This window comes from Microcoleus sp. Z1_A1 (genome assembly GCF_036700305.1).
Lineage (GTDB): Bacteria > Cyanobacteriota > Cyanobacteriia > Cyanobacteriales > Microcoleaceae > Microcoleus.
The window spans coordinates 70,872-95,798 of sequence record NZ_JAUBOR010000020.1; the positions used below are offsets into that span (position 1 = coordinate 70,872).

Consider the following 24,927-nt stretch of genomic DNA (forward strand, 5'->3'; position numbering starts at 1 on the left):
TAAAATCGCCATTGTAGGGTGAAAGTGCGCCAGACTCACCCAAAAGGAGGAAGCGTTAATCCAGAGGCCCTCCGCTAAAATAAAGTAAATATTATCGTAATCTTTCTTTACAATATCAAAAGCACAGGCTCATACTGGCGAGAGGAACTACCGTGACTAATCAAGTTTTTTCAGAAGCCGAAGAAAAGCAACCCCTTTCCCCCGTGGAGAGCGGGCGCGAAAGGAACTCAGCAGTGGATGTAGCTGAAAGTGAAGTCTCAGATAAATCTCCCTGGCAATTCTCCGGTGAGGATGATGAACGAGAAGTGGCGCTGGAAGTTCCAGAAATTGAGGCGGAACAAGTTTGGGAACCAGAAGTAACTGAATTTGGGCCCAGCAAAGAAATCAGGTGGCCTGCCTTGTTGGCGGGCGCAGGGATTGGCGTGGCTGCAACGTTGCTAGCAGTAAAATTGACTGGGGGCAATCAGAGTTCGCCGCCTGCAGCTCCAATTCCCTCGGCAACTCAGCAGGCGATTGCTCCGACGGTGACAGTCGCGCCTGTGGAATCTGCCCAGGTGGGTGAAACTCTGCAAGCGACGGGCACCGTGGCAGCCTATGACTTGCTACCGGTGCTACCACAAGCCAACGGTTTGCAAATTAAGCAGGTGTTGGTGAATGAAGGGGATGTGGTAGAAAAAGGTCAGACGATGGCGGTTTTGGACGATTCGGTGCTACGATCGCAAATTGCCGAAGCGCTGGCGGGAGTACAATCGGCCAATTCTACGGTAGAACAAGCCCAAGCTCAGGTACAGCAAGCCGAGTCAGCCCAACAAGAAGCCCAAGCAGGCGTGGCTCAAGCCCAAGCAGGCGTTGAAAAAGCCATCGCTGACGCAGCGCAAGCCAAAACAGGCGTGGGGCAGGCAAGGGCTGGTGTGGAACAAGCTAAAGCCGGTGTCACTCAAGCTAAAGCTGGCATTGCCTCCGCTCAGGCTAAATTAGATCAGGCTCAAAGAGAAGTAAATCGCACCCAAGATTTGGCGGCTCAGGGAGTAATTAGTCAGCAAGATTTGGAAAGACGCAAGACAGAGCGACAGACTGCTGTTCAAGATTTGAACAAAGCTAAAGCTGACTTGAATACAGCTTTGCAAGAACAGAATAAAGCAGCGGAAGAAGTGCAATCTTCTATTGCTAGAGTAGCTACTGCGGAAGCTAATATCAGTACGGCTAGAGCGGCCCTCGCCAGCGCTCGTGCTAAAGTGAATACGGCCGCAGCGAGTGTCAGTAGTGCCAGAGCAAATGTGGGAAATAACGCAGCAACTGTCCGCAGCAATGATGCACAAGTCAAACAGTTACAAACTCAACTAGAACAAACAATTGTTCGAGCGCCGGATAGTGGCACTGTGGCTGAAAGAATTGGTCGAGTTGGCGATGTTTCTTCGGGAAGTCAAAAACTATTTTCGATTATTCGCGACAACAAGCTGGAACTGCAATTGAAAGTACCGGAAAGTCAGGTTTCGCAAGTGCGGCCGGGAACAGCAGTGCAAATTACTTCGGATTCTGACAAGCGGATTAAGTTGTCAGGAACTGTGCGAGAAATTTCGCCGGTAGTTGACCCGCAAAATCGGCAAGCTACGGTGAAGATTGATTTGCCGACAAGCGAGTTTTTGCGATCGGGAATGTTTTTGCGCGCATCCATTTCGACGACAACGGCTCAAGGTTTGAAAGTGCCTGCTAAAGCTATTGTACCGCAATCTGACGGCAGTTCTATGGTTTACAAACTTGTGGGCGAAAACAAGGTGCAGGCTCAACCGGTGGAACTTGGGGAAATTTCCGGGGGTGCGGTGGGCGATTTGACTGCTGCTAAGGTGGTGGTTAAAAAAGGTTTGAAGGCGGGCGATCGGGTGGTTGTTACTGGGACTGGTTTTCTGAAGGATGGCGCTGAGGTTAAGGTTGGTAAATAGTTATGGGTTAGGGTTATTTAGAGTTAGGGTTATTTAGAGATTATTGCCTTTTTTGACCGCAGATGAAGGCAGATAAACGCTGATGAACCCCGATAACCACTGCCAATATTTCGATTACGCACGTCTACGGGGATTGCATAATATAAAGCACAGTCAACAGTCAACAATCACGGACGGTGTAACCGGAATTCATATCAATTATGTCTTTGGCAAATATTAGCGTCTAACTGTCAGGGCATATCTGCTCGTAGCGGCAACCTCACGGTAAACGTTGCCCCTTGTCCCTCACCCGGACTTGTGGCGGTAACAGTACCGCCGTGGAGTTCTACTAAATGACGGACGATCGACAATCCTAGCCCTAATCCTGAGTCTCTGCGAGAGCAGCTACTATCCGCCTGACGGAAGCGATCGAACACATAGGGGAGAAAATCAGGGTCAATGCCTTTACCAGTATCGGTAACTTGGATTTGAGCCATGACATCAATGTAGTCTAATGCGATGTCAATTCTGCCTTCGGCTGGGGTGAATTTAATCGCGTTTGAAAGTAGATTCCACACCACTTGTTGTAAGCGAGTTGGATCGCCCAAAATCTTTGGTTGTAAAGGACTTAGCCTGGATTCAAGTTGAATATTTTTGGCTTCTGCTGCGAAACGAATTACCGCGATCGCATTTTCAACCAGTGGATTGAGCTCAATTTCAGAAGCATTAAGCCGAAATTGGCCGGTGGTAATCCGGGAAACGTCTAAGATGTCATCGATGAGTTGGTTTTGTGCTTTGGCGGCGCGCTCGATCGTTTTTAGCGCCTCCTGGGTTTTAGCCTCGTCAAATTTTTTCAGGCGCAGCAACTGTGCCCAGCCAATCATGGCATTGAGCGGTGTCCGCAGTTCGTGAGAGAGGACGGACAAAAACTCATCTTTGACGCGGTTGGCCTCCTCAGCCGCCGCACGAGCCGATTGTTCTTGTATCCGAAGGCTGCGTTCAGTCTCTAACTGTTTTTGCTGCGTGATATCCTCGATCGCCAACAGGATCATCTGTGTATCGCCAAGCGGAGGCATTTTGCGGGCATTGAGCTGCATTATTTTATGCCCGATGTGTTCAAAGTCTTGCTCGACTTCAAAATCTTTAAACTGGGGATTACCTGCCAGAATTTCTTTGAGGAGCGATCGCAACTTGGGAATATTCCACTGTCCATTACCCAGATCGAACAATGAGCGATGCTCAGTTTGGCTCGGCATCACTTGAAACGTCTCGTAGAAAGAACGATTGGCAGTTATTGCCCGCAGGTCGAGATCTAGCACTAGCAACGGTTCCCGCACGGTTTCCACGATCGTTTCGGCGTAATTTTTCGCTTCCATCAAATGCTGGGCGCTCACTTTTAGCTCGTTGATATCCACCAACATCAGCACAGCCCCATCAATCTTGTGGTCGAGGGTCCGGTAGGGTCGAATATGCAGCTCGTACCAACGACCGTCTCGATCTTGAACCTCCTGAACTTTCAAATTGAGCGTGCGGATCACCCCTAAAATCCATTGCTCTAACTCCGGTACTATCAACTTGTGAGTGATGTCGCTCAAAGACCTCCCAACATCGGTAGAAATCAAGTTGAAGATGCCTTCAATTGCGGGAGTAAACCGGCGGATTCGCAGGTCGTTTCCCAGCATCAGGATCGGAATATTGATGCTGGTCAGGAGATTCTCTAAATCGTTGCTCACCTCAGTCGATTCCAAATTGCGCCGCTGCAATTCGTCATTAATCGTGTTGAGTTCTTCATTGGTTGCCTGAATCTCTTCTTTCGCCGTTTCGAGTTCCTCATTCATGCTTTGCAACTCTTCGTTGCTTGACAAAATCTCTTCGTTGGCGGCTCTCAAATCTTGATTAGCGGCTTGATGTTCTTGGACGATCGCTCCAAGATGTTCTTTTGTGGTTTTCAGTTCCTGTAGCAGCCTTGCAATCTCCTCACTTTCACCCTGTGAAGCATCAGAGTTGACTCTATCCTGGTCAGCAGCAGCAGGCATGGCACATATCGGGGACTCCTCTTGAAACAACACTAAAAAATAGTCTTTTGCTACAGCGCCGGCTTGGAATGGAATCACATTAATTCCGACCTGCCGGAGGCGAGCGCCGTCTTTAAGTTGGAAGCCAGTCCGTGCGATCGGCTGCTTCTGCTGTGAGGCTTGTTGAATTGCAGTTCGCAGTTCCACACGCAATCCTTCTTTTGCCATTCTCAGCAGGCTAAAGCTCGCCCTACCGGGGGCCGGTTCTAGGTAGGCATTGGTCTGTCCTCGAAATTGCAGAATCTCGCTGGCTGTGTTAATCACAACCCCGACAGGGGCATAGTGATTCAAAACAATGCGATCGGCCTCTTTCTCCATTTCGATTTCCTCCAATCTTTCCGTGTGCTGCGCTGGTGGGTTGGGGGGTGTCAGAGGGTAGTTGCTAGCATTTAAATCCATGCTGAGCCAATGCGTTACCTGTTTTTTAGTATAAATTTTATTCTTTTTATCGAATACCGCAAACAATATTGAAAACTCTCCAACCGTTTCCGAAGTGCCTAACAGCAAAAAGCCCGTGGGCGCAAGCCCATAGTGGAACATTGGCAGCAGTTTTTTCTGCAACAGGGGTGTCAGATAGATCAGCACGTTCCGACAGGTAATCAAATCCATCCGCGAAAAGGGCGGATCGGCGATCAGGTTTTGTCTAGCAAAGACGCAGAGTTCGCGCACGGGCTTAGCGATTTGGTATCCGCCCTCGACTGGGACAAAGAACCGATTTAGGCGTTCGGGTGAAATATCGGCGACTTGGGCATTGGTATAAAAGCCAGTGCGAGCGATCGCGATCGCATTTTCGCTGATGTCTGTGGCATATATCTGAATCGGCAGGTTAGTAGATCGAGCGGCTAAGAACTCTAGCAAGCAGATGGCCATCGAGTAAGCTTCTTCACCCGTTGAACAGCCGGCAATCCAAATTCGGATCGGTTTTTTCGACGATTTATCTTTGACGATTGCGGGAAAAACAGTGCTGCTTAAGGCCTCAAAGCTTTCTGGGTCGCGGAAAAAGCAGGTGACATGAATTAAGACATCGTGATACAGCGCCGTTACTTCTGCCGGGGTGTTTTGGAGATATTCGGCATAATGTTCGATCCGTTCCAGCTTGTAGAGCAACATCCGCCGATGTATCCGCCGTTTCAAGGTGGTTTGCTTGTAGTGAGTAAAGTCAACTCCTGCAGCCGCCCGCAGCAAACTGTAGATAATGGCGATCGCATCTTCGCTTGCGATCGCATCTTCACTTGCGATCGCATCTTCACTTGCGATCGCAAGTGAAGATGCGGTCATGTAGGGATGACGGCCGATATCTGCTATTTTATAGGCTATTTTTTGCGGTGGCAAGATAAAGTCAACCTGACCCGTAGCCACCGCAGTATTCGGCATACTGCTAACTTGTGCCGTATCTTCACATTGGGCAAAAGTAATACCGCCTGCGGCCTTAATCGCTTTTAACCCTTGGGCACCATCGCTATCGCCCCCGGACAAAATGACGCCGATGGATTTGTTCCCCCGTTCTTCGGCGAGGGAAAACATAAAAATATCGACGGACATAAATACCCCCTTTCGTCTGCCGCGAGGCGTTAGCTTCAGCACTGATCGCTCGATGGTCATGCTGAAATTCGGGGGGATAACGTAGACCTGATTCGGTGCTATGAGCATCCCATCTGTCACCTCATGCACGGGCATCAGGGTCGATCGAGCCAGAATCAAACTCAACCCACTTCCCTGATTCGGCAACATATGCTGAATTATTACAAACGCCATGCCGGTATCGATCGGCAAATGGCTCAGTAATTCCATAAAGGCTTCCAATCCACCTGCTGAGGCTCCTATTGCGACTACAGGAAATAAGTCGTTTTGATTGTTTTGCTGCTTGCGAGCTTTAATACCAGCTTTAGGTGGAGATTTCTTGGAATTCTTTTTTTCAGTCATTTTTTATACCCAATTTATGCTTTTTTAAGTAAGTATTATGGTAGATTTTTATTTTTATTATATATTATAAGAAATCATAAAAGTAAGAATTAGCTATCTACCTGCGGATATATTAAAGCGCACTCGGCGTGTGCGATCGAGCGATTTTCAAATTATTATTATTATTATTATTTAGAGCCATAATATCTCCATCAATGGGGACAATCGTGAGGGTTGAAATCCCTCAGAGATTGTATTAATTGTACTCTTGAAAGTTGAGCGGGAGTAAATTTACCACATTCTGCGATCGTAGCAATTCTCTGAATGTTTGCCAGAGAGTTTATTTCCCCTAAATCCGCCAACTCATCAATCAATTTTAAAGCAGAATCTTGTCCACCTTGATGAAGCAGTGGGGCTAGGGAGAATCTTCGGGGAAATGAAATAGTACAATTAAGTATAAAAAAATCTCCTACAAAGTCCAAATTAATCTCGTTTTTATACTAACTAATTCTCAAAAATCATGCAACAGTAGCGCTCCGGGCGCATCGCCCTAGAAAAGTTATCAAAAAAAGCGACTATCTCACAGATCCGCATCGGTGCATACAGTGTTTCAGGAAACAAACCAAAAACTCATAACTGTTGCAAGATTTTGGATAATTGGTATTAGGCAGGCTGTGGCAATTAATAGCGGGATAGCTTCGCTTCACGCAAATTCGCTAGCGCCCCGTCGATACTATCTCTGGATTATTTTTGTCACTACTTCCTCACTTCTTGCTGGGGCATTTTTAGCTTGTGAGTAATTTCCAGATTATAGTCGATTAGCGCTTGCCAATATTAATCAAATTCAGCAATTAATTTCTGAACTTCTTCTGGTGTTTTCTTCTGGTGTTGAAGTTGGAGGCTGTTAATTTGCAGACACACTCTAATAACTTAATTTTTTTAATTTTCCCAAAATCCGGCACTTTTTGCTAAAATCTTAAATAAAAGTAACAAAAATATATGGGAATTGGCTGAGGGAAATTAGGGAAATCCCAGCAGCGCTGCAAAATTGGGATTCTCAAGACAGGCTGCGGGCGGGTAAGGGCTTGTGAGAAAGGGCGATTCTGCGGTGGCGCTACGGATGTTGCTGAGAAAAGTGAAGGATGGGGAGTTTATGCTGCGATCGATCGTGGCGATGGGATTGCGGCAGAGTCAAACTGCGGAAGCTTGGGCGGCGCTGTTAAAAATGATGCAGTTCGATCGCGCGATCGGAATGTGCGATCCGAAGCCGCTAACTCTTTGTCAATGTTCGGAAGCGAGGCGATGACATTTTGCACCGCCACAGTATAATAGCTCGGTTGTGCGATCGCTGCCACTGTTTCATCAATAAATACGTGGTTTTTGATGTGTATAGTATCTAGCCAACGCTTTCATTCATAGCGCAATTTTTGTACAATTTCTGTAGCGAGGCTGAGTCGCTACTAAAGTTTTTTTTACGCCTTAATTTTAAGAGGTTAAAAGTGCGGGACAAACTTGATACAGCGGATTCCAGGTTTATAAAGTACACCCCAGAAACCGGGTTTCTTCTGGATTTCTCGCCAGAAACCGGTTTTATTCAAGAAACCCGGTTTCTCTGTACTTCACTTACCTGGAAAGTGCTGTATACTTAAGATCGCGAATTAAATAACTTACAATTTTAATTGTTATTGTGGGATGGGCCTAAGAGCCCGTCCTTTTTGGACTGGCTCTTAGGCCCATCCCACTTTCAAGAGTGGAAGTTATTTAATTCTCATTCGTTACCTCTATGCCTTGGCGCTCTTTGATTTCAAGAGTGAATTTCTCGCATATATATCACCCGTGTTCTGTCACTATTATCTTTAACAATTCTTCGTATTTACTTTTAAGCTTCGAGCGCCGCTCCCCTCAAGAGAGTCATGGCAGCTATCTGGGCCGTCTCTCAATACCGAGGCAAAAAGTCACCTATGAGCGATCGACTGACTTTAAATCGTTTTGCTAAGTCTCTTTGTGTGCCTTCTTTGTTTGGCCACGCACTTAGTATCTTCTGTAGTAAGTCAATAGAATATGCAGCTATCTCTAAATAATTTGCTTTTTTTACATCTTTCAAGTTTACCCTCTTTGTGGCGGGTTTTATCTCAAAGTGCTGTAAGTCTCGTTATTTTGTGGTGAACAGAGGCTATAAATCATAGCATCTTTTGTCGCCAATGAAACAAATTGTGCAAAAAAAAGTTTTTTGGAAAATTCGCATAATTTTTGGGAAAAAGCACTGATAGATAATTAGGGTGTAGTAGCTAAGTAAAATTAGCCCTCGCCTGTTTACCGTAAGCAGGAAAAAAACGTGGCAGTATTGACTGGTACATTGACAAATGACAATCTTATCGGCGGGCCTGAGAATGACAACATCTCAGGGCTTGAGGGCAATGACACTTTAGTTGGCTTAGAGGGCAACGACACCTTGCTAGGCGGTGCAGGAAACGACAACCTCAGTGGAGGTGGGGGCAATGACTCCCTCCTTGGCGGTGACGGGGATAACACCCTGGATGGGGGTATCGGCAATGACTTTCTGAGTGGAGGTTTCGGCAAAATTAGTCTGGCTGGTGGCGATGGAGATGACTCGCTGCAAGGCGGCGGTGGCTCTAGCATTTTAGATAGCGGTGCGGGCAATGACCGCCTCTTTGGTAGCTTCAATAGCCTCCTCTTAGGAGGAGACGGCAATGACTATCTCAGTAGCGATCGTGATAGCACCTTAGAAGGGGGTGCTGGCGATGATACGCTTGCCGGATTTGGCAGTGGGAGGGTGGCGCGAGGTGGTGCAGGCAACGATCGCTATCTCCTGCGGGATTTTAGCCAGAATCAACTGCAAATTCAGGATACAGGTGGCATCGATCGCTTAGACTTTGTTGATGATTTTGGCATCGATATCAGTACCAGTCCTACCCAGTCCCTGTCGTTGTCATTGTCATCGGGAAATATAGGCTTGACTCGACAAGGCACTAATTTACAGATTGACATCAACAAAGATGGGATCGTCAGGACTACTGATGACATTGTAATTTCCGACTTCTTCGGTGCATCGGCGACTGTCGAAGGTGTTGGCTTCATCGAAACTGTGGGCAACCTCACTGGTGCGGCAATTCTCGCTGCTAATCTCACTGAGGCTACGGCTGCACCCGGAACCAATGCAATCACTGGTACTCCCGGCGATGATAACCTCACAGGCACTGTCGGCAATGACAACATTACAGTGCTTGACGGTAATGACACCATCGCTGGCTTAGATGGCAACGATACCTTGTTTGGTGGTGCAGGAAACGACAGCCTCAGTGGAGGTGGGGGCAATGACAGCCTGCTTGGTGATGACGGCAATGACACCTTGGATGGGGGTGTCGGCAATGACTTTTTGAATGGAGGTTTCAGTGGCAAGGATAGTTTGACTGGTGGCGATGGAGATGACACGCTCCAAGGCAGCAATGACGCCTCTTCAACTTTGGATGGTGGTGCGGGTAATGACAGTCTCTTTGCTAACTTCCCAAGCCTCCTATTAGGGGGAGACGGCAATGACTATCTCAGTGGTACTGGTGGTAGCACCTTAGAAGGAGGTGCTGGCGATGATACGCTCTCTGGATTTGGCAATGTGTTGCGAGGCGGTATAGGTAACGATCGCTATCTCATGCCGGATAACGGGAAGATTCCACTTCAAATTCAGGATACAGGTGGCATCGATCGCCTAGATTTTGTTGACTTCAACGGTAATATCAGTACCAGCCCTGCCCTATCCCTGTCGTTGTCATCGGGAAATACAGGCTTGACCCGACAAGGCACTAATTTAGTGATTGACATCAATCAAGACGGGATAGTCAGGGCTGGAGAGGAGGTGGTGATTTTAGACTTCTTCGGTGCATCGGCGACTGTCGAAGGTGCTGGCTTCATCGAAACTGTGGGCAACCTCTCTGGTACTGCGATTCTCGCGGCTAATCTGACTGAGGCTACGATAGCACCCGGAACCAGTGGCATAACGGGAACAGCAGGCAACGATAACCTCACCGGCACTGCGGCTAATGACAACATCTCAGGGCTTGAGGGCAATGACACCATCAGTGGCTTAGATGGCAACGACAGCTTGCTCGGCGGCGGAGGAAACAACAGCCTCAGTGGCGGTGGCGGAAATGACAGCCTTCTTGGCGGCAATGTCGATGACACCCTGGATGGAGGTATCGGCAACGACTTTCTGGATGGAGGTTTCGCTGGCAAAGACAGTCTGGCTGGTGGCGATGGAGATGACACGCTGGTAAACGGCTTCAATTTGGATGGCGGTGCGGGTAATGACAGCCTCCTTGGCAGCTTCCAGAGCCTCATCTTAGGAGGAGATGGCAATGACTATCTCAGTGGTAGTAATGGTAGCACCTTGGAAGGGGGTGCTGGCGATGATACGCTCTATACCAACTCTGGCAATGGCAGTGTGATGCGAGGCGGTGCAGGTAACGATCTTTATCAAATCCGACAGGATCAGGGAACAAATCAAATTTCGATTCAGGATACAGGCGGTATCGATCGCCTAGACTTTGTTGATTTTAACGGTAATGTCAGTACCAGCCCTACCCTGTCACTGTCGCTGTCATCGGGAAATACAGGCTTGGCCCGCCAAGGCACGAGTTTAGCGATCGACATCAATAAAGACGGTGTAGTCAGGGCTACGGATGACATTGTAATTTCCGACTTCTTCGGTGCATCGGCGACTGTCGAAGGTGTTGGCTTCATCGAAACTGTCGGCAATCTCGCTGGTAGCGAGATTCTCACAGCTAATTTACCAGAGGCGACTGCGGAACCCACGGCGCCAACACCTACGGCGCCAACACCCACGGCGCCAACACCCACAGCGCCAACACCCACGGCGCCAACACCCGCCGCGCCGACACCCGCCGCGCCAACACCGGTTGCACTCCCACCGCTGCCACCCACACCGACACCCACACCGGTTACGACGCCCACACCGGCTACCACACCCACACCCGTTTTCACTCCCGCGCCAGCTCAGACGATCGCACTTCCGATCGCACTCACATTCACCAACCGGCCCGCACCAAGCGAATTGCCACAGATTCTCGGCACCAGCGGCAACGACGCGATCGTTGGCAGCGAAGCTAACAATATCTTGTATGGCAACCAGGGCAACGACACCGTGGGAGGCAATGGCGGCGACGACATCCTATTTGGCGGCAAAGGTGATGACGGTGTATTCGGCGATGCTGGCAACGACCTCTTGTTTGGCAACCTCGGCAACGACACCCTTGTCGGCGGCGACGGTGCAGATACCGCATTAGGTGGCAAAGCTGACGATTTGATATTTGGCGGCGCTGGTAACGATGTCCTCGCAGGCGAACTCGGCAACAATACTTTACTCGGCGACGAGGGTAGCGATACTCTGTACGGCGGTGAAAATAATGATGTGTTGTTTGGCGGTAGCGGCAACGATTTCCTCTACAGCACAAAAGGTAACGACATCTTCGTTGGTGTTGACTACACTGCTGCTAATCCTGGGCTGGGCGAAGTCGATACGCTGATTGGCGCTGAAGGCAATGATACTTTCTTGCTGGGAGATGCCACCAAGTTCTATTACAACGATGGCAACGATACCGGCACTGGCGCAGGCGACTACGCTTTGATTGTCGGTTTCAACCCCATCGAAGATATCCTCCAACTTCAAGGTGCTCCTAGCACTTATCAGTTAGGTGAGTCTCCCGCAGGATTGCCTGCTGGAACCGCTATCTTTAAGAAGACTTCGGGATCGGATGAATTGATTGCGATCGTCCAATCAGTTTCTTTCCTGGCTATTGACAGCAACTCTTTGCGCTTCGTCTAAGGGCAAAGTTCGATTCCCCTCGATCGATCGGCGGTTGAAACCGCTTCTTGTCAAACGAAGTCCCTCTCGCTTGAGACTAATAAATTTAAGTTAGATTAAGTCCTGCCTTTGGTGCAGGACTTTTTTTGTGCGGTGGATGGGCGATCGGCGATCGCAAAATGGACACAGGACTTACGCATGGGGCTCAGAAACCGGGTTTTTTACGAAAATACTTTGTTGAAACCGCTAGATTTGGTAAAAAACCCGGTTTCTTTGGTCGGAGTGCCTAAGTCCTGTTACACTCAAAATCGCCTGATCCAAATCAGAAAATAGGTGTATAATGTTTTATAGTCGTTTTTGAGCGTAATTGCTACAAAGTAAAAACAGCTAAAAAACCCTAAGCGCGGGCGTAATTCAGTGGTAGAATGTCAGCTTCCCATGCTGAACGTCGTGGGTTCGAGTCCCACCGTCCGCTTTGACTGAATTTTCATATAATTATGGAAATTAATTAGTGCTATAAATTCAATCTATGGCTTATTTCTTAACCGCTGCTTTATATAAGTTCGTTGAACTACCGGATTTTGCTGACCTGAAAGCACCGCTAATCGATTGTTGCAACAACAACAACGTTAAAGGCACTATCTTGCTGGCCCAAGAAGGCATTAATGGCACGATTGCCGGCTCGTCTGAGGGCGTACACGCAGTGCTGGCATTCTTGCGTAGTGACCCGCGTTTTGCGGATCTGGTACACAAGGAATCTTTCTCGGAAAAAGCACCTTTTTATCGCCTGAAAATACGCTTGAAGCGCGAAATAGTCACGATGGGGGTACCGGACATTAATCCCCGCCTCATGGCTGGCAAATATGTTAAGCCTGATGAGTGGAATAAGCTGCTTGACGATCCCGATGTTGTCGTGGTTGATGTGCGTAACGATTTCGAGGTATCTATGGGTACTTTTGAAGGCGCTATTAATCCAAAAACAAAAAGCTTTTCCGAGTTACCTGAATGGGTGCGGCGGGAAACAGCTTTACGCAATAAACCCAAGGTGGCAATGTTTTGTACGGGTGGTATTCGCTGCGAGAAATCGACTGCTTTTTTGCGTAGTCAAGGTTTTGAGGAAGTCTATCATCTCGAAGGCGGAATTTTAAAATATTTGGAAACGGTGCCGGAAGCAGAAAGTCGTTGGGAAGGTGAATGTTTTGTCTTTGATGAACGGGTTTCTGTTGGTCAGGACTTAAAGCCGGGTAACTATGAACTTTGTCGCGGTTGTCGTCACCCGATTAGTCAGGAAGATAAGGCTTCTGAATTATTTGTACTTGGTGTGAGTTGTCCTCATTGTCATGACTCAAAAACAGAAACCAAAAAACAAGCTTTATATGAACGTCAACGTCAGATTGAGCTTGCTAAGCGTCGCAACCAAGTACATATAGGCGCGCGCTACGATGGGAAGGAAAAAGTAGATGAAGCCTGCGACTAATATAGCAATCCTAAATGAGTCGTAAATTTTTTACCCCACCCCAGCCCTCCCCTTACCAAGGGGAGGGAGTTAGAAATTCACAAATGATTTAGGATTGCTATAGTATTAAAACTAAAGTCCAAGAAACCCGGTTTCTACGAAAAATCTTGTTTGACGACGAGAAATATCGAAAGAAACCGGGTTTCTGACCCGACAAACCCGATCGCGCGATCGACTAAACATATAACATGTCAGCAACATACCCGATTTTGTATTCCTTTCGCCGCTGTCCCTATGCTATGCGCGCGCGCTTGGCCTTGATGGTTAGCAATCGGGTGTGTGAGTTGCGGGAAGTTGTTTTGCGAGACAAACCACCAGAGATGTTGGAGGTATCTGCCAAAGGTACTGTACCAATATTGATTGATATTGACGGGCGTGTACTCGATCAAAGTATCGATATCATGTTGTGGGCATTGAGACAACACGATCCTGAAAAATGGTTGATGCCACAGCAAGGTTCTGTTACAGAAATGCTGGAACTAATTGCTCTATTTGATGATAGGTTTAAATATCATCTTGACCGTTATAAGTACCCGGATCGTTATCCCGGTGTTGATGCCCAAGTACATCGTTATGAAGGTTCTTTATATCTGGGCCGACTAAATGCACAGTTAAGCGCGACTAAATATTTATTTGGTAACAATGTAGCATTGGCTGATATGGCGATCGCACCTTTTGTGCGTCAATTTGCTCATACTGATCAAACTTGGTTCAACCAACAGCCTTGGCCTGGGCTACAAGCTTGGTTAGCAGGGTTCACAGAGTCGGAAATTTATAGCAGTGTTATGCAGAAATATCCGAAATGGGAATCAGGTAATCTAGGCGTTATTTTTCCTTCCTCGTAATTAGTTATTCAGGACTTAGGCACTAAAGGGCGTTGAATCAAGGGTTTGAGATTGTTTCACTACGTTTTCTGCGAACAGAAAATCGTAGTAGGTGCGTCAGTCCTATTATACTTATTCGCTGTCAGCATATTTATTCAATGCCCAAAATGTTAGTTACCATGCTAAACTTATTGTTTTCCGAATGCCAGATTGACCGAAAGCATCGAGGATACCCGCCACGTGATTCATTCCTTCGGAGACTCAAGACGGAGAAATCAAAAACGTGTATCCGATGAAACTTGCCGAACGTATTTATCCGTGGTGTCAATGCTTCAAATCTAAAATCTAAAATCTAAAATCTAAAATCGATTGACTGTCATTTGACTAGAAAAGTGACGGCGGCAAAAATCGCATTTTGCTAAAATTTTTAACGGAAAAGGATTTACTGTATTCTAGTAAGTATTGTCAGGCTGAAATTATGATTGATGTTGGTTCATTAGTTCGATCGCCCAGAAACGATTTGGGAGTCGGAAAAGTTGTCGAGGTATCGCGTATCGAGGCGGTAGTTGAATATTTTTGCTCAGTTAAAAATCGCATCCGCAAAACCGTGCCCTTAAGTCTACTGCAAGAAGCTAGACTTCAGCGCCAAACCCGCTGCTACCTCTGGAGTACAACTCAGGAAAGATGGATTATCGGGCGAGTTTACGACTGGGATGAAGATAAATTAGAGTACGAAATTGACCTCCCCGACAGCCAAAGTTTGCAAGCTGTTGAAACCGAACTTTACGTTCGCTGCAATATCCCGATCGCCGATCCGATCGACATTTTAGCAGTCAAAGGCCAAGAAACGCCGTATTTTCACGATCGCCGATTGGCATTTGTTCAATCTGCGATCGAACAGCGGGCCGTCAGCCGGGGCATGACAGGTTTAATTTCTGCTAACATAGACCTCTATCCGCACCAAGTTGAAGTCGTCCGGCGCGTCCTAGAAGACCCAATCGTGCGCTATTTATTGGCAGACGAACCAGGACTCGGAAAAACAGTAGAAGCCGGGACAATTCTCCGCCAATTTCTGCTAGATGAACCCAACGGACGCGCTGTGGTACTCGTTCCGAAATACTTGCTCGAACAGTGGCGGCAGGAGTTGGAAAATAAATTCTATTTGTCTCATTTTGCTGACAGAGTGCAGCTTGCTGCTGTTAGCGACATCAATCAAATTAGCCGCAATGCTAATCTAGATTTTCTGATTGTGGATGAAGCGCATGATGTGGCGGCAATGGCACATTCGAGCGATCGTACTCAGCAGCAGTCCTTTGAACTCTGTCAGAAACTAGCTCAGAAAAGCAAAAATGTATTGTTATTATCTGCAACGCCAGTTATCGGCCATGAGCAAGATTTTCTAACGATGCTGCACTTGTTAGATCCGACAACTTACCGTCTTGATGACCTGGAAAGCTTTAAGGAACAGGTGCAAAACCGTCAAGAAATCGGCCGCGCTTTGCTGGATTTCCGAGAAAATGCCAAGCCTGCTGTTTTGCAAACAAAACTCGCTCAACTTCGCACTATTTTTGCCAAAGATGATTATTTAATCGGATTGGCAACTGAGTTAGAAAGTTGTTTGAAAACTAAAGAAACCGCAGAACAGGCTCGCCTTGTCCAAGCTATTCGTACTCACGTTAGAGATACCTACCGCCTGCATCGTCGCATCCTTCGCAACCGCCGGGATGCGGTTGAAGATGTGATTTTCGATCGAGATTCTGTCCCCAAAACTGAGTACGATCTGAATGATGAACAGTGGTCGGAAATTCAAAGCGTACTCGATAAATGGCGCACAGTCGCTCCCAAGTCGAGCGAATATCAGAGAATTTTTCTGCTGTTTTTCCGCGCTTCTGGTACTTGGCTGAATGTTTTAGAACGGGTTGTCAAAGCTCGCTTGCAGAAAAAATCGACTCCTGAACTCGATCGCGAATTTGGACAAAATGACACGGCAATTTTGACCAAAACGGAGCTGTTTCCCGAAGAAAGGGAAATGCTGGAAACCTTGCTCAATACCCTGGAAAAGCCCCAGGAAGGACTCGATCGACTGAGTTTGTTACGAATCGCCATTCTCCGATTTTTGGCAGTTGCTTTGAAGGTTCCGCGCGAGTATCACAGCAAACCTCGCGATTTGCTGTCGAGAATTCAACAGCAAATTAAACGGCCGATTCCGGGCGAACGTTTCCCGAAAATTGTGATTTTTACCAGTTTTACTGCAACTTGTAAAGAGATTGCGGAAAATTTAGCTAAAATCTTTGGTAAAAATGCGATCGCCAGCCATGACACGAGCAAATCGGCTGATGATGTTGAGGCTAGTCTCAAGCGGTTTAAGACTGAACCCCATTGTTTTATCTTAGTGTGCGATCGATCGGCTGAAGCAGGGGTAAATCTGCAATTGACAGATTGGTTAGTTCACTTCGATTTGCCGTGGTTTCCCAACCAGTTAGAACAAAGACTCGGCAGAGTCGATCGCATTGGCAGCAAAATGGGAGTGCAATTTTGTTTGTTTGCAGGCCCGGATTTGCCGGAGAGTCCCCACGAAGCTTGGTTTCAAGTTTTAAAAGATGGGTTTGATATTTTCAACAAATCTATTGCCAGCCTTCAGTTTTATGCTGAGGAAAAACTTCTCAAACTAGAAGAAAAGTTGTTTGCTGAGGGAGGCAAGGGCTTATCCAGCGAAATTGAAGCGATTAAAACTGAAATCGAACAAGAGAAAATCAAAATTGACGAACAGTACGTTCTCGATGAAATTGATATTCTTGATGACAGTGCATCTCAGTATTTTGAATCTCTCGATAACTGCGATGCTAAGCATAAAGAAATGCAGCGGGCTACTGAAGGTTGGTTGTGTCAAGCTCTTCACTTCAAACAAATTGAACATCCGAGTGTAGCGGGGTTGATGCGCTATAAACCTACTCAAAAAACGTTAATTCCCTCGAAGGATTTGATGACCAGATTGGTTCCTTATTGCCAGCAATATGGTAGTTACAATCGCCGTATTGCTTATCAGAATGCTGATGTGGCTCTTTACCGCATTGGTGAGGGATTGATCGATGCACTTGGCTCTTATATTCGCTGGGACGATCGCGGTCAAGCTTTTGCCATGTGGCGGCATGATGAAAGTTGGGATGCGGATCCTGGGAAGGAGTGGTTCGGCTTTCAGTTTAATTATTCAATCCAGACTGATGTGCAGCCTGCCCAGCAAATTTTGCAAGCACAAAATATCGAAAATTACAACTTGAAAGCTTTGCAGCGCCGCGCTGATGCTCTGTTTCTCCCAATTTTTGAAACTGTGTTTGTAGATGCTCGCAGCGAGCCGATGTCTCTGGTGGAAAATGCGGAAATCCTGGCGATTTTGCAGCGGGATTATAAGGGGAAAGGCGGGCCGAATCGGGATTATAATTTGTCTAAAAATCGCACGTCGCTGATTGACAGTTTTGTCGATCCGCTAGAATGGGATGATTTTTGTCAAAAGGGACGGGTGGTATCTGAGGAGTTGCTGCGCGGGCGATCGGCTTTTGTGGAAATGTGCGATCGATCTGCTGTCACTGCTGCTATCCAACTCGAAAACCGGGTGAATCAATTGCAATTGCGCTTGAATCGACTTTCTAAATCCGAACAACTTTTAGAATCGGTTTTGGCTGATGAAATCAATACCGAAAGTTTGTTGAGTGAAGCGGTTTTAGCTGGTATTCGCCGCCCGCACATGACTCTTGAGTCTGTTGGGTTTATTGTGATTTCTGGGCGTCCTCCTGCTGCTGTAAAGTCGGAGGATGAAGGATAATTTGTTTGGGAGGGCGATCGCTCTTTTTGGGGCGATTCCCTTCGGGATAGCTTCGCTTCACGCTTTTTTTGAACTGCAGATGCAGGCGGATAAACGCGGATGGACGCAGATGAAGGAAGGGGCGATCGCTTTTATCTAATACCAATTTTGTATGAGTCTGCACATATCTCGATCCCCCCTTTGTAGGGGCGGTGCTACCCCTACTCCCCGTGCCCGCCCCTACATAGGGTGGGACAAGATTCTTCTCGAAGTCAACCCCTACTCTCCAACAATCAGGGGGAGTAGGGGGTATGCGAGGGGGATCGAGATATGTGCAACTTCACATTAAATTGGTATAAACTGCAGAAGTGACAGCAATTTTTAGGCGATGGGACTGCAAAAATGGTAAGATAAAAGGAGTAGTAATAAGTAGCAGTTATTTAGTAAAAAGCCACGCTTCGGCCTGACATTAAAGCGCGTCGATCGCATGGCAATTTAACCGCACAGCCAAAATGAAGAAGTCTCCGATAAAAATTCTGCTCGTAGAGGACGATGGAGGGCTGAGTGCAACACTGGCAAATGTGTTGGAAGCAAATCATTACGGCTTTGATCGGGCAAATGACGGACAAGTGGGCCTAGAGTTGGCAGCAGCAATTGAGTACGATCTAATTGTGTTAGACGTGCAGGTTCCCAAACTCGATGGAATTAGTCTATGTCGGCAATTGCGATCGCAAGGCTACTGCAAACCGATCCTGTTAATGACGGCAAAGGATTCAGATGCGGAGGTGGTGGCTCTTTTCGATGCGGGAGCCGATGATTACATCAGCAAGCCTTTTGCTACGGAAGTATTACTGGCAAGAATCCGAACTTTGTTGCGACGCAGTAAAGCACTTTCCCCAGGAGGTTTTACTCCGAATTCAGCGGCTAATACATTGACTTGGGGAGAGCTTTGTTTAGATTTAGAGTCTGGTAGAGTGACGTTTTGCGAAGAAATAATTTCACTGACACCGACAGAATATAATCTGCTGGAATTATTACTGCGGAATCCCGATCGCATTTTTAGCCGCCATGCTATTTTGGATCGTCTGTGGGGATTTGACGACGCACCAACAGATCGCGCCATTATCACTCATATTAAGGATGTCAGAAAGAAACTGAAGGCAGGCGGTTTAACTGAAGAAATCATCGAAACAGTTTATGGCATGGGCTATCGACTGAAACCTTACCCCCAATCTGCGTCGTCTTGTTCAAATAATCCTGGGAGCGATCGCACTCACAAACATCAATTTCGCGGGGTAGATAAGTCTGAGAGCGACAAAGTTTTAGAGCGGTTTCGGGGAAGCTTCAACCAACAAGTTGCTGTATTGGAGCAGGCAAAAACGGATTTATTAGCCGGAAAGTTAGAGACTGAATTACAGCAAGTGGCTAAACATGAAGCTCATAAATTGGTCGGTTCTCTGGGGTCTTTTGGTTATCCCGAAGGATCGAAATTTGCACGCTATGCAGAGAATTTGCTCATAAACGATCGCTCTTTGACTGCTGAGGAAATTACTCGATTCTCGGAATTGGTGACAGGATTACAGCAGGAATTAGCCAAAACACCTATTAGAGCAACGGCTGCACCAGTTTCTAATATTTCAATTTTTAACTATCGGGTTTTGGTAGTTGATGATGATGCTGCATTAACGGAGCGATTGAAAGTAGAATCCGAAACTTGGGGATTTCGGATCAAAATTGCGCCGAATATTACTGCAGCCCGATCGCGTCTTGCTCTGTCAATGCCGGATGTGATGTTACTTGATTTAAGTTTTGCAGAGACAGAGGAAGATGGATTGACGCTACTGCGAGAACTGACCGAGCGATCGCCTAACCTGCCTATAATTGTCTTTACCGGACGAGATAGTCTTCCCGATCGCTTAGCTGTATCGCGCTTAGGTGCTAAGCAATTTCTCCACAAACCTGCAACCACCGAGCAAATTTTTCGAGCGATTTCCCGTGTTTTACCCACTCCCAAAACTTCTGAAGCCAAAGTCTTAATCGTAGATGATGACCCTGTGATCCTGGTTACATTATCAGCGTTACTGACTCCTTGGGGAATTGAGGTGACAACCCTCAAAGAACCACAGCAATTTTGGGATGTGTTAATTAGCACAGAGCCCGATTTAATAGTGCTGGATCTAGAAATGCCGATCGTCAGCGGCTTAGAATTGTGTCAAGTCGTTCGACAAGATATCCAATGGGAAAATTTACCGATTTTGGTGGTGACAGCCCATACCGAGCCAGAATCTCTGCAACAAGCCTTTGCAGCGGGAGCCGATGATTTTATTACCAAGCCGGTACTAGGGCCTGAATTAGTCACGCGGGTACTCAGCCGAATCAGGCGCAGTCGTCCTTTACTTAAACCGAGAAATATAGGACTTACGCATAGCCTGAATATATAGTCTTTTGTAGGGGCAAACCCCCCGTGGTTGCCCCCATACCTGGGATGATTGCGTAAGTCCTCAAATACTTAAATATAACTTATCCACGAAGGCTAAAAACCCAGTTTCTGCCTCAATCTAAAAAATTTAATTAATTAAGTAGATCGATGATAGAACCTACTGATGAAAATTATGGGAAAGGGCAAGAACAGCCACAGCAAATCCTGGCTAAAACAGCACTTTCTCCCTCCGAATCCCTCAAACTAGAAGATATTCTCAACACTACGGTAACGGATCTCAGAAACATTCTGCAATGCGATCGCGTAATTATCTTCCAATTTGCTCCCGACTGGAGCCCAAAAGTGGTCGTAGAGTCAGTTGGTTCAGAATGGACACCAATCTTATCCACTCAGATACAGGAGCCTTGCTTGGTTGAAAGCTATATCGAATCCTTCAAACAAGGCTTATTCACATCTAAATCAGATATTTATACTGCCGGAATTGATACTTGTCACCCGGACTTCCTGGCCAATTTTCAAGTTAGAGCTAACCTGGTTATTCCTATCCTTAAGGGAGAAGAACTTTGGGGATTATTGATTGCCCATCACTGTGCAGCACCTCGCGAATGGCAAGCATCAGAAATTGAACTCATGGGACAGCTAGCAACTCAAGCTGGAATTGCCATTCAGCAAGCTGATTTATTTGAGCAAGTACAAATGGAAGTGAGAGAGCGCCAACAAGCAGAAATTGCTCTACAACAACTCCATACTGAACTCGAACAACGAGTCATAGAACGGACGGCAGAACTCACTGAAGTCAACCATAGCTGCCAACAATATATCAATCAAGTTGAAGACCTCTATAATAATGCTCCCTGTGGCTATCATTCCCTAGATGCTGCAGGAACAATAATTATGATTAATGATACGGAACTGAAGTGGTTAGGCTATACCAGCGATGAAATTGTATACAAAACTAAATATGTTGATTTAATGACACTTGAAAGTAAAAATATTTTTCATCAAAACTTTCCCTTATTTAAAAAACAAGGCTGGATCGAGAATGTAGAGTTTCAGATGTTGAAGAAAAACGGAACACCCATGTGGTTCAACTTAAATGCTACAGCAATTTATGATGAAGCAGGTAACTTCATGATGAGTCGTTCTAGCGTATTTGATATCACCGATCGCAAACGGACTGAAGAAGCATTCCGCCAATATGAACGCATCGTCTTCAATACAACAGATGGGATTGTGTTGATGGATCGCAACTATATTTATCAAATAGTCAATCAAGCTTATTTGACTTGGTGCAACAAATCTGAAAGCGAAGTTATCGGAAATTATGTTAGGAATATCCTGGATGCAGATGTGTTCGATAATATGATAAAACCTCGGTTAGACAGATGTTTGGATGGCGAAACAATTCAGTATGAAAACTGGTTTACTTCTCCCAATTTAGTCAGGCAATTTTTGAGCGTTACTTATACACCTTTACGTGATACAGGCGAAAATATTGTCGGGATAATCGTTATTCTGCGCGATCTGACTAAACTTAAACAAGCCGAACAAATGCTGGAGCTTCAGGCTGTCATTACCCGCAACATGGCGGAAGGCATTTGTTTAGTAAGAGCAGATAATGCAGTTATTGTCTATGCCAATCCTAAATTTGAGCAGATGTTTGGCTATGACTCTGGCGAACTCAACGGTCACCACGTTTCGATTCTCAACTATGCCACCGAATCGGTCAGCCCTGAAGAGGTAAATCAAGCCATTCGATCTGCTGTTTTACAAAGGGGTGAATTTAGTTATGAAGTCCAGAATGTCAAGAAAGATGGGACTCCATTTTGGTGTAGTGCAACTTGCTCTGCATTCAATCATTCCGACTATGGCGATGTTCTGGTGGCCGTTCATCAAGATATCACAGTAGCGAAGCACCTGGAAGAAGTTCGACAAGAGGCGGAAGCAGCCTTACTACAGAAATCCCGAAAGGAAAATTTGCTCTGGAGGATTACTCAAGGGATTCGCCAATCTTTGGATCTGAATGCGGTTCTAAATACTGCTGTTACTGAAATCAGGCAGACATTACAAACCGATCGCACTGCCATTTACCGCTTTAATCCTGATTGGAGTGGTGATTTTGTTGTGGAGTCAGTTGGTGAGGATTGGGTACAACTGATAGGAAGCGATATTCAAAAAAATTGTGCAGATACCTATCTGCAAGAAACTCACGGCGGTCGATTCCGAAATAATGAAAGTTTTGTGGTTAATAATATTTACTGCGCTGAAATTCAACCATGTCATATCGAGCTAGTGGAACAATTGCAAGCAAAAAGTTATGCAGTTTTTCCGATATTTTTGAGAGAAAATCTCTGGGGTTTGTTAGCTATTTACCAAAATACGGCACCTCGTCCATGGCAATCGTGGGAAATAGAATTACTTGAACAGATTGCCAGCCAATTGTCGATCGCCATTCAGCAATCCAAACTCTACCGACAACTTCAGGTCGAACTGCAAGAACGTCAGCAAGCCGAAGCCACGATCCGAGAAGCCGAACGACGCTGGCGATCGCTCTTGGATAACGTGCAGTTGATTGTTGTCGGACTTGATATAGAGGCAAATGTCAATTATGTCAATCCTTTCTTCTTAAAAATTACGGGATATACTAACCTAGAAGTTATCGGAAAAAATTGGTTTGAAAACTTCTTACCCGGTTCTCTTCAAGAATCAGTTAAAATTGTTTTTTCGGAAGTTTTAGGCCATAAATTTCATCCTTATTATCAAAATTTTATCTTGACAAAATCTGGTGAAGAACGGTTCATTGCTTGGAACAATACCATGCTGCAAGATTCAGAGGGAAACATCATTGGAACTATCAGCATTGGGGAAGATATTACCGAACGACAAAAGCTCGAACACATTAAAAATGAGTTCATTGGCATTGTCAGCCATGAACTTCGCACTCCTTTGACAGGAATTCAAATGTCCTTGGGACTAATAAAAAGTGGGGTTTATGATAAAAAGCCGGAAAAATCTAGACGCATGATTGAAATCGCCCTCCTCGATACCAATCGTTTAGTGAACCTGGTTAATGATATTTTAGATTTGGAGCGCCTAGACTCCGGGCGGGCAATTGTGGAAAAAACCGTTTGCAAAGCTGCCGATTTGATGCAGCAAGCGGTAGATAGCACTCAGGCGATCGCTACTCAACAGCAGATATCATTAATCGTTACCCCCACGGATGCAGAAGTCTGGGCAACAGGAGATGCGATCGTCCAAACCTTAACAAATTTGCTCAGTAATGCGATTAAATTCTCACCTGCCGATTCCACAATTCATCTGAGTGCCGAAAACCAGACAGACTTTGTGCTTTTCCAAGTTAGCGATCGCGGGCGAGGCATTCCTGCAGATAAACTAGAACTCATTTTTGGGCGATTTCAGCAAGTCGATGCCTCCGACTCCCGTGAAAAAGGAGGCACAGGTTTAGGTTTAGCAATCTGTCGCAGTATAGTGGAGCGGCATGGTGGCAAAATCTGGGCCGAAAGTATCTTAGGTGAAGGCAGCACATTTTGCTTCACCCTACCCTTAGCCACAGTTGAATAACGCTTAGATTCATCTGTACCGTCAATCCCAAATCCAAAATCTGCAATCCCAAATCCGATGACACACAGACAAATTCTAGTTGTTGACGATGAAGAACACCTTCGGGAACTTGTGCAAGCCTGCTTAGAAGATTTAGGCGGATGGAAAACAGTGGGGGCACGATCGGGAGAGGAATGTTTACAAATACTGCAAACAGAACAACCCAATGCTATTTTGCTGGATGTATCTATGCCGGGAATGGATGGGTTTGCTGTGTACGAGATCCTCCAATCCGATCCGATTACTCGATCGATTCCAGTGATTCTGCTGACAGCGAAAGTTTTGCCCAGCGATCGGGCTAAATTTGCCCAAATGGCGGTAGCTGGGGTAATTGCCAAACCCATCCAACCCATCACTTTGACGGAAGAAGTAGCAGAGATTTTGGGATGGAATGAATAAATTTTACCAGTTTTGTAAATTTTTGTAACAAGAACGGAATCTTTACCAATTCCTTACCGTTGCTATTTAGTCTCCTGTTATTCAGCTAACAGTTCTTTGCATTAGGAGGAGACTCGATGAATGCTTTTCAGGTTTTGAATGATATAAATCAGGATCTCGCAGATTCATTTTCCGGTTTGCCCACTGCTTGTCAGCAATCCACGCTTGGGATTGCTCATACAGAGGAAACACCGATCGCAGGCATTAAAGTTCAAGAAAAGGATGCGACACTTATCGTTAAAGTTCACATCTCTGACATTCATCTTGTCAAATTGAATCTCCAAATCACTCCAGAAACTGTTTTAATCCAAGGTCAACCTACCGAATCGGCTGTAGTAGAAGGTTATTTCCTTCCTAGTGGATTTCAAAGTCTCATTCCGTTGCCCCACCGCCTACATCCTGAAATCTATGCGGCTGAAATAGACCAGGATGGTTTAATACTTCAGATTGCTAAAGAGTTGAGAGTTGAGCAATCCGAAGTTCGGATTCAACTCTCAAATACACATCTTTGAGCGATTGCTTAAAGATGGGTATTTGACACCCAATTGGCAACCGAA

The 24,927-nt window shown here is 46.1% G+C and carries 12 protein-coding genes and 1 tRNA gene; 12 read left to right on the plus strand and 1 reads right to left on the minus strand.

Annotated elements, in window-relative coordinates; all coding sequences use genetic code 11:
* The first annotated feature begins 152 nt into the window (after positions 1-152).
* Positions 153-1,940, plus strand: a complete 1,788-nt coding sequence (locus QT973_RS15170; protein WP_333231633.1) for an efflux RND transporter periplasmic adaptor subunit — start codon at positions 153-155, stop codon at positions 1,938-1,940.
* A 230-nt stretch (positions 1,941-2,170) separates the two neighbouring features.
* Here the strand turns inward: QT973_RS15170 and QT973_RS15175 are convergent, their stop codons facing one another.
* Positions 2,171-5,917 carry a chemotaxis protein CheB gene (locus QT973_RS15175; RefSeq protein WP_333391633.1) on the minus strand — a complete coding sequence of 1,249 codons (3,747 nt, stop codon included), beginning with the start codon at positions 5,915-5,917 and terminating at the stop codon, positions 2,171-2,173.
* Between the two features lie 1,066 nt (positions 5,918-6,983).
* Between QT973_RS15175 and QT973_RS15180 the strand changes: the two genes are divergently transcribed.
* From QT973_RS15180 to QT973_RS15230, 11 genes are all read left to right on the plus strand, one after another.
* On the plus strand, positions 6,984-7,202 hold the full coding sequence (locus QT973_RS15180) for a hypothetical protein (protein WP_333231637.1): 219 nt from the start codon (positions 6,984-6,986) through the stop codon (positions 7,200-7,202).
* A 1,029-nt stretch (positions 7,203-8,231) separates the two neighbouring features.
* Entirely contained in the window at positions 8,232-11,753 is a 3,522-nt protein-coding gene (locus tag QT973_RS15185; protein WP_333055653.1) for a calcium-binding protein, read from the plus strand.
* Positions 11,754-12,135: 382 nt separating this feature from the next.
* A tRNA-Gly gene (locus QT973_RS15190) sits at positions 12,136-12,207 on the plus strand.
* A gap of 54 nt (positions 12,208-12,261) precedes the next feature.
* Positions 12,262-13,209, plus strand: a complete 948-nt coding sequence (gene trhO / locus QT973_RS15195) for an oxygen-dependent tRNA uridine(34) hydroxylase TrhO (RefSeq protein WP_333391635.1) — start codon at positions 12,262-12,264, stop codon at positions 13,207-13,209.
* Positions 13,210-13,436: 227 nt separating this feature from the next.
* The gene (locus QT973_RS15200; protein WP_333055651.1) at positions 13,437-14,093 is read left to right on the plus strand and encodes a glutathione S-transferase; all 657 of its coding nucleotides are present in this window, start codon (positions 13,437-13,439) and stop codon (positions 14,091-14,093) included.
* A 394-nt stretch (positions 14,094-14,487) separates the two neighbouring features.
* A complete protein-coding gene (dpdE, locus tag QT973_RS15205) occupies positions 14,488-17,892 on the plus strand; it encodes a protein DpdE (protein WP_333391636.1) in 3,405 nt (1,134 codons plus the stop codon).
* Positions 17,882-18,031: a hypothetical protein gene (locus tag QT973_RS15210; RefSeq protein WP_333207868.1), complete on the plus strand. Its 150-nt coding sequence runs from the start codon at positions 17,882-17,884 to the stop codon at positions 18,029-18,031. Before dpdE ends, QT973_RS15210 begins: the two co-directional genes overlap by 11 nt.
* Before the next feature lie 352 nt (positions 18,032-18,383).
* Positions 18,384-20,312 (plus strand): response regulator, encoded by a 1,929-nt coding sequence (locus QT973_RS15215; RefSeq protein ID WP_333391639.1) that lies wholly within the window; start codon positions 18,384-18,386, stop codon positions 20,310-20,312.
* 146 nt (positions 20,313-20,458) lie between these two features.
* Positions 20,459-23,893, plus strand: coding sequence for a PAS domain S-box protein (locus QT973_RS15220; RefSeq protein WP_333391641.1), 3,435 nt, complete (start codon positions 20,459-20,461; stop codon positions 23,891-23,893).
* 57 nt (positions 23,894-23,950) lie between these two features.
* On the plus strand, positions 23,951-24,331 hold the full coding sequence (locus QT973_RS15225) for a response regulator (RefSeq protein ID WP_333055646.1): 381 nt from the start codon (positions 23,951-23,953) through the stop codon (positions 24,329-24,331).
* Between the two features lie 116 nt (positions 24,332-24,447).
* The gene (locus QT973_RS15230) at positions 24,448-24,882 is read left to right on the plus strand and encodes a hypothetical protein (protein WP_333055645.1); all 435 of its coding nucleotides are present in this window, start codon (positions 24,448-24,450) and stop codon (positions 24,880-24,882) included.
* Positions 24,883-24,927 lie beyond the last annotated feature (45 nt).

Bases quoted from the DNA above. Each gene is read 5' to 3' on its own strand.
- trhO (WP_333391635.1), top strand. From the start codon at position 12,262: ATGGCTTATTTCTTAACCGCTGCTTTATATAAGTTCGTTGAACTACCG.
- QT973_RS15225 (WP_333055646.1), top strand. From the start codon at position 23,951: ATGACACACAGACAAATTCTAGTTGTTGACGATGAAGAACACCTTCGG.
- QT973_RS15175 (WP_333391633.1), bottom strand. From the start codon at position 5,917: ATGACTGAAAAAAAGAATTCCAAGAAATCTCCACCTAAAGCTGGTATT.
- QT973_RS15215 (WP_333391639.1), top strand. From the start codon at position 18,384: ATGAAGAAGTCTCCGATAAAAATTCTGCTCGTAGAGGACGATGGAGGG.
- QT973_RS15230 (WP_333055645.1), top strand. From the start codon at position 24,448: ATGAATGCTTTTCAGGTTTTGAATGATATAAATCAGGATCTCGCAGAT.
- QT973_RS15200 (WP_333055651.1), top strand. From the start codon at position 13,437: ATGTCAGCAACATACCCGATTTTGTATTCCTTTCGCCGCTGTCCCTAT.
- QT973_RS15220 (WP_333391641.1), top strand. From the start codon at position 20,459: ATGATAGAACCTACTGATGAAAATTATGGGAAAGGGCAAGAACAGCCA.
- QT973_RS15210 (WP_333207868.1), top strand. From the start codon at position 17,882: ATGAAGGATAATTTGTTTGGGAGGGCGATCGCTCTTTTTGGGGCGATT.